Source organism: Pirellulaceae bacterium, assembly GCA_029243025.1.
Classification (GTDB): domain Bacteria; phylum Planctomycetota; class Planctomycetia; order Pirellulales; family Pirellulaceae.
The window spans coordinates 25174-39044 of the sequence record JAQWSU010000015.1 but is presented as its reverse complement, the minus strand read 5'-3'; the positions used below and the strand labels follow the sequence as shown (position 1 = coordinate 39044).

Annotated in this window: 7 protein-coding genes (1 of these 7 running past the window's edge); 6 read left to right on the top strand and 1 reads right to left on the bottom strand. The window is 53.7% G+C overall.

The genetic code is table 11. The features are described 5' to 3' along the window. Positions 1–34: 34 nt before the first annotated feature. The gene (locus P8N76_06245) at positions 35–1042 is read right to left on the bottom strand and encodes an alkane 1-monooxygenase (protein MDG2381256.1); all 1008 of its coding nucleotides are present in this window, start codon (positions 1040–1042) and stop codon (positions 35–37) included. A gap of 360 nt (positions 1043–1402) precedes the next feature. Between P8N76_06245 and P8N76_06240 the strand changes: the two genes are divergently transcribed. From P8N76_06240 to P8N76_06215, 6 genes are all read left to right on the top strand, one after another. Further along, positions 1403–1708 carry a hypothetical protein gene (locus P8N76_06240; GenBank protein ID MDG2381255.1) on the top strand — a complete coding sequence of 102 codons (306 nt, stop codon included), beginning with the start codon at positions 1403–1405 and terminating at the stop codon, positions 1706–1708. A 633-nt stretch (positions 1709–2341) separates the two neighbouring features. Continuing rightward, positions 2342–3379 (top strand): methyltransferase, encoded by a 1038-nt coding sequence (locus tag P8N76_06235; GenBank protein ID MDG2381254.1) that lies wholly within the window; start codon positions 2342–2344, stop codon positions 3377–3379. Between the two features lie 211 nt (positions 3380–3590). Beyond that, positions 3591–5348, top strand: coding sequence for a radical SAM protein (locus P8N76_06230; protein ID MDG2381253.1), 1758 nt, complete (start codon positions 3591–3593; stop codon positions 5346–5348). Beyond that, complete coding sequence (locus tag P8N76_06225; protein MDG2381252.1) at positions 5345–6211, top strand: hypothetical protein; 867 nt, start codon at positions 5345–5347, stop codon at positions 6209–6211. The genes P8N76_06230 and P8N76_06225 overlap by 4 nt, the downstream gene beginning before the upstream one ends. Before the next feature lie 102 nt (positions 6212–6313). After that, entirely contained in the window at positions 6314–7834 is a 1521-nt protein-coding gene (locus P8N76_06220) for a tryptophan 7-halogenase (protein MDG2381251.1), read from the top strand. Positions 7835–8359: 525 nt separating this feature from the next. Further along, positions 8360–13871, top strand: part of the annotated coding region (locus tag P8N76_06215) for an SdrD B-like domain-containing protein (protein MDG2381250.1) (this coding region is incomplete at its 3' end). 25173 nt of the annotated region lie beyond the right edge of the window; 5512 of its 30685 annotated nt are in view.

The window sequence follows — 13871 nt, the reverse complement described above, 5'->3', positions numbered from 1 at the left end:
TTGCCGCATTTCCCCATTCACCAAGTCAACTCAACTACGTCGGGAGTCGCGGATGAACCAGACGTTTCCACAAAGGTGGAATCACCGCAATCCAAAACATTCCGTAGTAGCCGCTGGGTAACCTGGGAGCCGTCTCGTACGGTCCTAATCTCCAAAAGGGTTCGGCCGCCTTTAAATGGTGGGCCGGGTGCCTCGTGAGTTCCAGCAATGTCCACCGTGACCAACGTTCCTCGGACTGCCACGAATGCATCTCGCTCAGCTGCTCACCCACCGCTCGGTGAAGTCCGTAGTGCCGGATATAATTAATGTACTCCAGTAAGAAGATCGCAAACGCGGCCTGCATCACAAAAGCCGCACTCACCCATAATCCAGCGGTCGCATAGATTCCAAACACCAAAAGAATTTGCAGCAACAACCCTCGATAAACAGGATTGTCCAAGCCGGTCCGATCTTTTCGGTTATGAATCTCCACAGCGTCCTGGAATTGCCCCGGGATGGTACGAACAACGAATCCCCAAAGTGACTCGCCATAGCGAGCTGTGGCGGGATCTGCAACGGTCGACACATGCTTATGATGAGTGAAATTGTGCTCCGTCGTGAAATGCAAATAGAGGACGCCCAGCAAATTGAATCGCCCCACCCACCACAAAAGCGAGCCCGGTTTTTTGTGACCCAGTTCATGGGCAACTATGATGCCAGATGCACCAGAGCAAAGTCCTGTACTCAGCGCTGCAACCCAAGTCGTCCAAGCTGAACCATCCATCGATGCTCGATACAGCAGGGTTAGCAAAACCACAAATTGAAGCATAGCGTGAACAACAAGCAGCAACTCGAACGGACGCCCCGATTCCCGAGCAGGCCTTGCTCGTTTAGCGCGGCCTAACAGAAGATCGAACAGAGGCCCGAGCACGAGCATATAAATCACCCCCGTCGCCACCCAATAGCCTCCAACGAGATTGCTGGAAATCACAATCAATGGATTGACCAACCCCAGCAAATGCCACAGCCAGGATTCCGGTTTCAATCGGTCGCGACCACTCATCGTGCTATCCGTTTGCAATTATCCCAAACCGCTCTCAACCGTGATTGTGTCGCTGAAACAAATTCGTGCAACCCGATGCAACGATCAAGAAACGGACCCAAGAATAAACCGCTGTGATTCGTGCTTTTCATCGGTACCTCAGGAAGGCGAATCCATGAATGCTTTACCTCGAGGCAAACGATCAAAAGGCGCAACAACCTTTGCGATTACTCGCTGATCGCTCCGTTTCAAGCAGACCAAGTGAATCATTTGAATTATCGGCATTTCCCGATTGAATTCTGACGGCAGGATTTCCTGAGGTAAGCTTTTTCTGTCGACATTAAACCTTCACAACGTTCATTTGATGGCAAGGTGCAAGGCATGATTTTCTTCTCCAAGCTCTTAAGGGCGATCGGATTGGCGTTGTTAGTGGGTTTCGTGTCGTGGGGAATGGGTCTCGCACTCGTCCTTGTTCCAGTTGCCTCGCTTGCACCCGCAGAATGGTTCCAATCCAAACCCGACGGCACCCTCCCCTTCGGCCTCTTAATTTTCGGCGTCGCTTGGGCGTTGACGGGTCTCATCTCACTCTGTTTTTCTATCGCCCTATTCATTTATCTGCTGAGACTCGTGAAAAGCGGGAACGGCGATTCACCCGCCGGAGCACTATCCAAAGCGGTAAACATCTGAAGTTCATGATGCGGCTTGATTGAGATAAACTTCAACAACCCACCTCTTGGCACTCTTTGCCGTTGCCCCCCAAGGACGCTTGAACATTAGCTGGGTTTTCAAGGCAGTTTACAGATCCCGATCCCTTTACACTGCTCACCAATGCAGCTAGGCGATCACCTTCAACTCACACGGTGATACCTTCCGCAGCATGAAAGCGAACCCACACCTTCGGCCAACAATTAGCAACACCTCGACATGATTGCATTTGATTCTTGTTTCTTGGGATACAACGAGGCGCTTTTTTTGAAACTGACCAAATTGTCGCCAAATGCAGTGAACGATGGAAATATACCAGGTTGAATCTTCCGCCGAAGGTATTGAAGAATTCCCGACGTGACAGAGAATCCATCGTGCCTTCTGAGGTCAACCGACCAGGCGAACAACGCCCTTGCGTTGTCGACATCCTTCACGGCTCTTTTACCATCCTGACACCTACCAAGTCGGTAGAATCCATAGTAGAGTTCTCCCAAGAGCGTATGCAGTTCGCTCAACCGAGCGACAATAAATTTCGTTGATTGATTTGAACCTTGTCAATATCGAGACCAACCCTGTCGCGGATCGCCTGATGGTGTAGATAGCGAGAAGCAATAAATGGACGATCGTTCTACAAATGAACTGGCGAGATATCTTTGTGTCGATCGTTTTCTACAGAACCTGGTCGGTGCTACAAGCTTGAAGACTGCGTTCGACCTAAGGGTAATCGATCGACTCGTTGGGAGTGACGGCGTCGATCACAGTGCGCTGTACGAGTCTTTCGAGTTCGATCGCCAAGGCTTCGACATGCTACTCAATTTGCTCACCGTCAATCAGGTCATCGAATCATCTGGAGAGCGAATTCGACTCACCGAACCCTTTGCTCATGCGTTGCAATACCGAGACTTACTTCAAGCAAAGCTGGATTTCGCGATTCTAGTGACGCCCGATTTGGCCGATCTGTTTACCTCGTTAATCGCCAACCCAGCACAATTCATGGAGCAATCTCGAGTCTTTCGTCTATTCGATTACCAGCGATGCCTCAAGTTGACTCCCGAAAATTACGCAGCGACGAAGCGTTGGATGCATTTCACGTCGACGCTCACACGATACGAATCGGCATTCGCCATGTGCCTCTACGACTTCAGCCAACATCAGCGAATGCTTGACGTTGGAGGGAATAGCGGAGAATTCCTCCTGCAGGTCTGTAAGCAACATGCCCAACTGCAAGGCACAGTCTTCGACTTGCCGGTGGTCTGCGTCGTTGGCCAAGAGCATCTTCTGCAGCAACCTGAGGCGGACAGAATTACCTTCATGAAAGGCTCCGCGGTTGATGATGCGTTGCCGAGAGGTTTCGATTCGATCGTGTTCAAGTCGATGCTTCACGATTGGCCTGAATCTATGACCTATCGAATCTTGTCGAAAGCAGCTCAGGTACTCGAACCGGGAGGCACACTGCTAATCTTCGAACGAGGACCGATTCACGCGTCAGAATTGCATCGATTTCCTCAAGTCCCGATGTTACTCTTCTTTCGTGCGTTTCGCGCACCAGAGATCTACCAAACGCAACTCTCCGAGATGGGTATGGTCGATATCACCGTCGAGTGGATCGATCTTGAAATGCCATTTTTCCTACTGACTGCGAAAAAAATGTGAGAGCGAAGCTCGATCGAACGCGGCGACAATCGCCATGCGTTAAGCCCTCGGTGTCCTTCGCTTGGGTTCGTCAGGTATTGACCCGAGAACAACCTCGTGTATCGTAGGCTAGTGTCTTCGCGACTGACCTTGGGTCGCTGTTATTCGGTTAGTTTGGCCTCGAGAACCAGTGATGGGGTACTTCAACCACGATCAATATGTTGAAGTAACAATGCACTTCCGATGCAACTTGCGGTGTGAACACTGCATGATCGAAGAGACAATGGACCGTCTCGAGCCTGAATCTGACGAAAAGTTCGAAAAGCTTATCCAGACAAACCACCGTGAACATCTCTGGAAAGGGATCGTCTTCACCGGGTCTGAGGTCACCCTGCGGAACGATCTTCCGAAACTCGCTCGACGCGCACGTGAGCACGGATTCGATCATGTGCGAATTCAGACGCATGGAATGCGGCTGACTAACCGAGACTATTGCCGAGAACTCGTCGATGCAGGTGTCAACGAGTTCTTCGTAAGTGTCGCTGCGGCGGACGCCGCCACCCATGACGGAATCACCGATGTGCCAGGCTCTTTCGCCAAAACAATACAGGGTCTGGAAAATCTGGAAGAGTTCGAGAACGTCGTCACGTTCACAAATACCGTCATCACCCGACTTAGCTACCGGCAGCTGCCTCAAGTCGTCAGTCGACTTTCGCATCTCCAGCGACTCGTTCAGATGGACTTCTGGAATTACTGGCCGATGAACGACACGGATGAAAAAGACCTCATCGTGTCCCATGCAGAAATTCTCCCCTACTTGGTGGATGCAAGCGCTCGGGCGCAGGCCCTCGGACGCGCTGTGGAAATCAAGAACTTCCCCGAGTGCTTATTGGGAGATCATCGAAACGGGTTAGACAACGACCAGCCAAAGCTCATCATCGATCCTTCTTTCTGGAAGGAATTTCACCGCAACGGCTTCCATCAATGCGTTCATCGTGATTCCTGTCACTCCACCAAATGTCTTGGCTTGACGACGGCCTACATCGAAAAGTTCGGTTGGGAGCGTGACCTGCTATCACCGCTCAACGATCGAGGGATCTCTAACGACGCTCGAATCCCTGTCGAATCGGCCAACGAAGACTCGCATTCACCAGGAAAGACGGTCCCCTTCCATGAGAACGATCGAAGCCGTGGCGTACTCCAACTTATCCAAGAGCTTGGCCTGAAACACAGTACAGAAAGATCATTCCGCATCTGTCATGGGTCGCTCGAAACGGATCGTTTCTTGGTCACTCTCAACAAGCGGTTGATTCGTAAACGCCCGAATCAAACAATCATGGACATTTGTCGCAGAATGCGGATGCCTAGCACCCTACTGGCAAAGCTGGGGGAACGGCTTTCGATCGCTCCGTTTGTGCATCTTGGATACGAAAGGCGAGGCGAGGCTGACCTTTACAAGGTGTACCTTGAATTTGCCATGCCACCACAGGTTAACGCGGACCCGCGACTACTCTACATCGCTTTCAAATGGGACAGCCAGAAGCCAGAGCGGAAAATTGTGACCAGCTATCGTTGGTTTCCAAAGCTAACCGTTGACGGGATTCAGAGTCGTATCGCCGACCTCTATAACGAACCCCAAAACGATGCGCTGCAGCAGGTAGGTGCGATCCTCAGCCTTGCGAAAGACCGCAATCCGGCGACGCAATTTCGTTATTTGGAGGTGACGGAAGACCAAAATCAACGTCGGTCGTTCGATCTGAATCTGTACGACGCCGAGCTGCAAATAAAGGACGTTCGGCAACCCCTCGCGGCAATGTTTGCCCGGCATCAGATTCCAGATCGCAATTTCCGCCAACTGTACGATACTATCCAACTGCAGCCATTTGGGCATTTAGCCGGAGGGATCCATCGAGAAGGTCTTGATTTCTTCAACATCTACTATGGTGTCGAATACCACAAACCGACCACGACCGTAGGATCTTCAGAATGACACAAGCTGCAATCGAGTTCACGGCAGCCGACGATAAGTACTTCAACTATTGCTGGTGGCCTTACAATCCGATTGCCAAGACCGAGGGCAAATTACGGCCGGTGAGCTTGCTGTTCCATTCGTTCCACCTCGCGCAAATCAACGAACGCGCCTACGAACTGGTCCAACAGATTCGCACAGCGATCGGAATGTTTCGAACCGTTTGGGGAACCAAGCAAGTTAATGGCCAAACGCAATGGGAGTTCTATTTCTACGACTATCAGCGAAGGGAGCGAGATGTTTCGATCACCCGCGTGCTGGACGCCATTCGCCCGATTGTTCGCTGCGATCTCCAACCCAATGAAGAGATCCCCTACTTCATGTTCTCACTGGACGTGGACGATCAGCTCATCTCCGGGCGAAGAAGTCTGGATGACATTCAGGTTTACATCGGAAACCCAGGAAGTACCGTATCGTCAGGTATCGCCTACGAGCAGCGGGCGCATCAACTATCGTTGAAGAACCTCTATTTCTTCTTCGACGCCAAACGCCAGCTTCGTCAAGTTGCAGAGAAAATTGGTTGTTCCGCACATTTGGCGACGGGAAATTCCAATATCGACCAGATTCTGCACCCGGCTTTGCGAGCATGCCATACGATCTGCATCGCCAACAAGGAAGGCTGCGACACGATCTACTTTTCCGGTGTTGACGTCTCGCAACTCTCGTTCTTCCTCGACCAGTTTTCTTACCCGACAGAAACTCGGGAATGGGTCGCTCAACATCGATCGGAGCTTGACCATCTATTGTTTGATGTAGGGTTCGACTACTATGCCGACGAACACGGATTGCATGTCGTCAAGAGTGGTTACTATGGAGTCTTCTAATGCGGTTCGGCAACTGGTTCGTTCCCAAACGGCTCCAACGCCAGCTCGCCTCCTCGCAACGGTGCCTCGCACGGCTCATTTTTTAAAACGAGAACTCAAAATATGAGCGACAGCTCTAATATCAAGCAGATCTTGATTGTCGGTGGCGGCACGGCCGGTTGGATGACCGCCTCCTATCTCAATCGATTTGTGAGAAAAGTTGGCTGCAAGGTAACCTTGGTCGAATCACCCGAGATATCGACCGTCGGCGTTGGCGAAGCCACGATCCCTTCGCTGGTCAAATTTGTGCGAAACATGAAATTTGACGAAGACGACTTCATGCGACGCTGCAATGCGACCTATAAGCTAGGGATTGAATTCTCTGATTGGGTCCATCCCAACCAAAGCTATTGGCATCCTTTTGGAATTTGTGGCGGCATAATTGATCATCTCGACCTGTTTCATTTCTGGCAGAAGGCGCTGCGGAACGGGCACGATGTCGGATCATACTCGTCGTATTCGCTCCAAGTCCAACTCTGTGAGAGCTTGAAGGCGCCGCGCCCATTGGGTGGAACCTCCACGATTATCCAACGTGGCAGTTACGCCTATCATCTGGACGCCGGACTGCTGGGAGACTATCTGGCGGACATTGGCGTCACCGAGGGCGTTGAGCAGATATTCGACAATGTCCAGCACGTCGAACTCGACCAACGTGGCCTAATCGATCACATCGAGACCGAATCAGGTCGGCGATTGTCCGCCGATTTGTACATCGACTGCACCGGCTTTCGGGCCCAACTCATTGAAAAAACGCTTGCTGTCCCATTCGTCGATTGGTCTCATCAGCTGTTGTGTGATCGGGCCGTGGTCGTCGATCTGCCAAATGACGCAAAAGCACGACCCTACACACGATCGACCGCGCTTAGTGCTGGTTGGATGTGGCAGATACCACTGAGCCACCGCCTCAGTTGCGGTTACGTTTATTCGTCCGATCACACGGACGAAGATAACGCCACGCGCGAATTATTGGATGCCCTGGGAAACCAAGGAGCAGTCACCGAAGCACCTCGGCACTTACGCTTCCCAGTCGGACACCGCCGAGATTTCTGGCACGGAAATTGCATCTCAATTGGACTCGCTGCCGGCTTTATCGAGCCCCTTGAGTCAACCGGTATTCATCTGGCTCAGAAAGGAATTGAAATGCTGCTGCGTTTCTTTCCGGACCAAAACTATAATCAAGCATTGATTCGGCAATACAACAAATGCATGCAGGACTTCTATGAAGAAGTCCGTGACTTCATTGTGTTACATTACATCCTATCTCAACGCGAACATGAACCGTTCTGGCGCGACTGTCGCAGCGTTCCGTTGCCCGAATCCCTTGTCGGCACGCTGGACATCTACGACGAGAACGGTCTGATCGAGATCGCCAGAGATTCCGTATTTCACGAGATCAGCTTTTATCACATTCTCTGCGGGGGCGACCGACTGCCGCGCCGCAATCTGCCGCGGGCAGATTTCTCCAATTTTGCTGTCGCCTGCGAAATCCTCGAAAAAATCAAAACCCAAAATCAAGAACTCGCCAACACACTTCCGTCACATCAAACGTTGATGGGGTGGTTGCATGATGAGATCGACGAGTGAGATTGAATCAAATCGTGCCGCACGGAAAGACGCGTTGCAGCGCCGCAGATTTGCAAGGCCGAATGCTTCGGACGCCAATAAGATCATTTGGCGACAAACCGCCAACACGGATCATCGCCTCGTAATTCAGCAGGTATTTCTTCAAAGTACTTCTTTTCACGCACGCGTCGTGCCGGCCAGACGACGTCCTGGCCGAGGAAGATCAAGCGTCGTTCTTGCTCAGAGGGTACAGCGCGTGGGTTGCCCCCTGGCCAATCACCTTTTGCGGTTCTGGCGACTCTCGCTCAGCACCACTCCGTCCGGGGGGCACGAGACGCAACGACTTGTCACTTTCGTTAGACGACTTTTACTCGCTACAAACCTCCGTTGGCCCGTGCTAAACTAGCCACCGGACCTGAGCTATCAGACTCATCCACCAGATTAGCGCGGCATTGGAGAATCCATCTGCATCCCGTGCCCCACGTCACTCTGCGCACTGACAGATTCTTAGTTGTGCAGACCCAGTCGCAACCAGGGAGAACGACCATGGCATTCGGTCAACGCAGACCTCGAAGGAATCGCGCCGGGAGACAGCCTCCCCGAGTTGCAAACATCCCGATTGCCGTGCATCGGCTTGAATTGCTCGAAGAACGCGTGCTGTTGGTGGGGGACATCCAGCGCGCGGACGGCGCGCCGGATGTCATCGATTCACAAGCCGACGAGTTGCTGTCGCCGTCTACGGTCGTCAACAACGCGACGCCACGGTGGAAAGACAGCCTCGAGGGCAAACAGCCTATCAGCGCCGTTCATGGCCAAATCCGCTTTGATGAGGAACTCCTTGCCTTCACAGAGACGTTGGGATTCGATCTGACCGTTGGAGTTACCGCAGACTCCAACGGAGATCAACTCACATTGACCGATACCTTGACCGGCGAAAGTGTTGCGTCACTTGATCTCGCTGGGCTTACTGCACCATTACACATTATAGGAACGGAACACGACGATCTCCTCCGCATCGACTTGGACTCGTCAAAGATCAGCGCCCTGCTTCCGCACGGAATCGTCTTTGACGGCGGTCCGGGTCAAGACGACCTGCGCGGCACGTACGGCAATACGACTTGGACTGTTACCAGCTACAACGGAGGCTACCTCAGCGCCGAAGGAGTCATCGACTTCGTTGACGTTGAGAATCTCTTGGGTGCTGCCGACAACGAAGACACATTTGTCATCGGCAGCGGCGGTCACCTGAGCGGTTTGATGCACGGAGGTGATCGCGGGTTCGACAGCCTTGTGTTAGATGGCGGAGACTATCAATCGGTTGATTACCTGGCCACAGGCCCCGATTCCGGATCAATTACGCGCGACGGCAATCAGCTGACCTATGCTGGCCTTGAACCGATTCTCGACAACATGTCGGTAACTGATCGAGTGATCCGAACGAGCAATTTCACGGACAATGCCAGGCTCGTGGATCTGGGCTGGCAACTGCGACTGGAGAGCACCGATCCGTTACCATCATTCGAAAGCATCACATTCATTAAGCCAAGTAGCTCACTCACCATCAATCTCGGCGATGACACCGGTATCCCGTTCCTCTCGGATACCGACACGCTTAACATTCAAGGCCTGGCAATGAGTACTGATCTGATCGTCAATGGCGAGGCCGGTAAGGATGCCGTGACGATCACCGGAAACATGAATCTGGGCGGTCACCAGTTTGTGGTCAACGCGGAACAGATCGCTGTCAACTCGGGAGTCACGATCACAGCCGGAGACATTACATTCGATGCGACGGCCGTCTTGGGAACGGCATTAACACCCGACACTCTTCCACTCGCCAATGTCGAAGCAACCGTCAGCATCAACAACGCAACGCTTAGTGGGAACAATGTGATCCTCTCGGCTGACGCGACGCTGGTGTCGGATGTTGACAATCTACTCGGCCTGCCGGGCGCGACGTTAGCCGCCAGTATTTCTGCCGAGATCGCCGTAACAGGCAACTCGACGATCACGGCCACCGGGGACTTTACGGCAGAGTCGCTGTCGTCGGTCGATTCGACAGCCACGGCAACTGCGGTTGCTGGCTTGGGCGTTGCCGAGATCGGTTTGGCCGCACCAGTAATCAACAATACGGCGCGCAGCGAATTGTCCGACAATACCGAGGTCAATGCGACTGGGTTTGTTTTGATCGATGCAACTACGAACACGGTTGTTAACTCAATCGCCGATGGGATCACGGCGGTCGCAGCCACCGGCACAACAACGGCCACTCCTCTAATTGTTGTGACGACCGAGGCCTTGATGGAAGACAACGCAGAGGTCTCACAGTCGACAAGTATCGACATCAACGCGACCGCGAACTCCACCATTACGACCACGGCAACGTCGACGCCGGACGGTGCCGACTTGGGGCCTGACACCCTCGATGATCTTGAAATCGAAACGGCAGCTGGACCACAAACCTTTGCCGCCGCCATCGCCGTCACGACGCTGACTGCCACCACGCGAGCATTCCTTGATACTTCAGGAACGCTAACCTCGTCTGGCGCTGTTTCGTTGTTCGCCAGCTCCGATCACAACTTGACCACGGAGGCGGATGCCAGGCCGACCGTCAACCCGGACAATAATAGTTCTGCCGTTGCCACGAACATGACTCTCATTCGTGACGAAGCTTTCATCGCTGACAGCCTGACGATCGACGCAGTTGGTCTTGGTATTGAGACCAGTAGCGACAACGACATTGCGGCTATCGCACGTTCGGGTGCGGCAGGGCTCGGTAACGCCAATGAGGCGATTGTCGCCGGTGCATTCGCCCTCAACACAATTATCCCTGATCCAGGCGCTGCTCTTGATGAGGGTGAAATTCCTGGCAACCTGAGTCATGCTTACATCGATGAAGGAGCCACGGTAAATCTGATTGGTAGCCCGAACGTTAATATCTCAGCCGTCAGTACCGGCACGGTGAACGTCAGCGCGGTACCCTCGGGTGCCGCATCGATTGCAGAGGAACTTGGTCAGGGGCGGTCAGTCGCCACGAATCTGTCGGCGTCAAGAACGATTGCATCGGTCGAAGACAACGTTGAGATCCTAGGTGCCCAAAACCTGAGTGTTGCTGCCGATGGGACGCAGTCCACTCAAATCACGGCACTGGCGGGGGCGTTAGCGGGAGAGTCCGCGAATGTGTTAACGGTTGCTGGAACCTTGACGCAGAATCAAACGATCGCCCTGATAGGAGCTGGCGCCTCAATGATGTTGGGTGGCACGTTTACGGCGCGCTCAAACCATCGAGCGTCAAACCTTGTTCGAGCTCGTAGCAACGCCGCCGCTACGGTTGCCGCTTTAGATCCTTCTGAGGCGACTGCGATACCGATTGCGGTGAACTTGGCAAATGATATCGCTTTGACCAATGTGGCTGGTGAGGTGACAGCCTCGGGAGCGATTGAAATCACCTCAGATGCCGATGTCGAAAATCAGGTGGATGGGATTGCCGGGGTGCAGGGAGCTGATCCGGACGTGACATCCGTCAGTGAAATGGTCGAAGATGAACTTGCGTTTTTGTCGGACCGCGCTAACCTGAGTTTTGGGTCCGCTCCGACGCCGCCCACCATGGATCCAGATGGGGGTCCATTAACCGGGGTCGATCTCCTCGCAAATCTAACTCAGGGCAGAGCGGCTGCGGTGGGGATCAACCTGGCCAACGCCGCTTCGAGTGCGGCGATTGCCGACACAGGCATCGTGACAGCGACCAATAATCCGATTGATGTTGTTGCGACTAGCGACGTGGATTCAATCGCGCTCGGCAGCGCAAGTGCCGTGTCAAGCTTGGTCGGTATCGCGGCAGCCATCGCCTTAAACGCACAGAACGCCAGCAACGTCGCATCGATCGCCGGAACCGCAACCGCGGACAATATCGAAGTTCGTACCGGGGCCTCAGGCGACGGTGTGCATTCACTCTCAGCAGAGACGATCTCGGGAGCGGGAATCCAAATTGCGGCAATTTCTGGAGCGGTTTCGGCGACCCTGGCACAAGGAACGTCCAATGCGGTTCTCAGCGATGGTGCAAATCTTGTGCTCACCAATAATGGCAACCTTACGGTGCAATCTGACATGGAAATGATCAATTCCACCGATGCTGCCCCACTCATCGATGTAGGGGCGACCGTGGGTGTCGGTGCCTCCGTCGAAATAAACTCCGGCACGTTTCAAACCGTGGCAGACATTCAAGACGTTGACATTTTGGGCGCCCACAATGTTTCAGTCCTCGCCGCCGGTGATTACGAAACAAATGCAGATTCCGAAGCCGGCCTGACGGCAGGAACAGCCATCGGTGCCGCCGTCGCGGCAATGCTTACCGATAATCGAACCCGCGCTAATTTGAGTGAAACTGCGAATCCATCGATCATCACCGGCAATCTTGAAGTATCCGCGGCGCATACGGCGGTGGCCACCCATCAAGCAGCTGCCAATAGCAACGGGGGCAATATTACGGTGGGAGCCGCTGTTGCAATTGGAGTCATGCAAGGCGGAGCCGAAGCTTCCATCGGAAATAGCATGGACGTTGGGGGCGCCGTTACTGTGACTGCCGAAACCGACTCCAGCATGAATGCGGACGCTGTTGCCTCCACATCAGGGGTACCTGCTGATGATCCGAACTTCGAAACGCTGGCCGCCGATCTCGTGATCTCCTTCATGTTGCTGATGGTCATGCCTAAGATCGATGTTGATCCGATTGCCGATGTCGACGGAATTAATGATTTGTTAACGCTCCCAGGGCACGGGTTCGCCACGGGCGATCAGGTGTTTTATAGCAGCGAAGGTGATGCCGAAACGATTGGTGATCTCACGGACAGCGCGGCTGGGATCCTACCCATTGACTTCTTCGTTGAAGTTGTAACCCCAGACTCGTTCCGGTTGCATGCTGAACGCGACGAAGCGGAAGTTGGTGCGATGCCGATCGATTTGGAGCCGACAACCGACGCGGACACGATACATGGTTTGCAGCGTGGGCTTCCTGCTACTTTAAGTGATCTAATCAATACCGGTCGACTCGGGAACGCCGATGGCTCGGTAGGTGCCGCCGCAGGTGTCGCTGTGAATTTGGATCTAAACACGGCCACCTCCGGCATTGAGGCGGGGGCAGAGCTGGAATCTGGCGGCGCCGTGTCGGTTACGGCGAGCATGGAAAACGATGCCGATGCGCTCGCCAATGCGGCTACGGTTGATTCAGCGGTGTCAGTAGGAATTGGAGCGGCTGCCAATTTTTCGAGTGCGACTAATCAGGCGTACATCGGTGGCGCGGTCGAGGCTCCTTCGATCTCGGTCCAAGCCGTGCTAGGTGGTGATGGTGTGACGACCTTGAACGCCGAGGCAATTTCGGGGGGCGGAGATGATTCTGATCTCGGAGTGGCTGGGGCGGTTGCGGTGAACGTTGGTGCAGAGCTATTGCCCGTGCTCCCGATTGATATACCGCAGCCCGATTTAGAAGGTCTTTTGGAGGATTTAGGCGCAGCGGATTTCTTACCCGACGACTTTTCGGAGCAGTTCAATCTGCCGGCCTTTCCGTCGATTCCCGAACCCACCGGGGGAACCCACCTGGCGGTGATCCAAGGGGAAGCTGACATCACGCTGATCGATGGTGGCGATCTTATCGTGAGATCCGATTTTGAAGGGGACTATTCCGCAACGACCCGCGCGACGCCCCAAGAAACCGCGGACGTTGGGGTCGGTCCTTCGATTTCTGCCAACGCGATGACCCAGGTCGTCAAGGCCGAGATTCAAGACGCAGTCATCACCGGTATCGAGACCCTCGGGCCCGATCGCTCGGATATCCAGGTCCTGGCAATCGGTGAATATAACGCAAACGCGGATGCCACGGCTGGGGCCAATAATGCCATTAACCTGCCGGCGGCGGTCGCGCTCAACTACAACGACTTCCAGACAATTGCGCAGACGGGCGACACCTCAGCCTCATCCAGCATCAATGGAAATCTGTTAGTCGATGCCGACCATGACGCCAATACGACGCATATCGCTGACACGGATAGTGGAGTCGTCACGA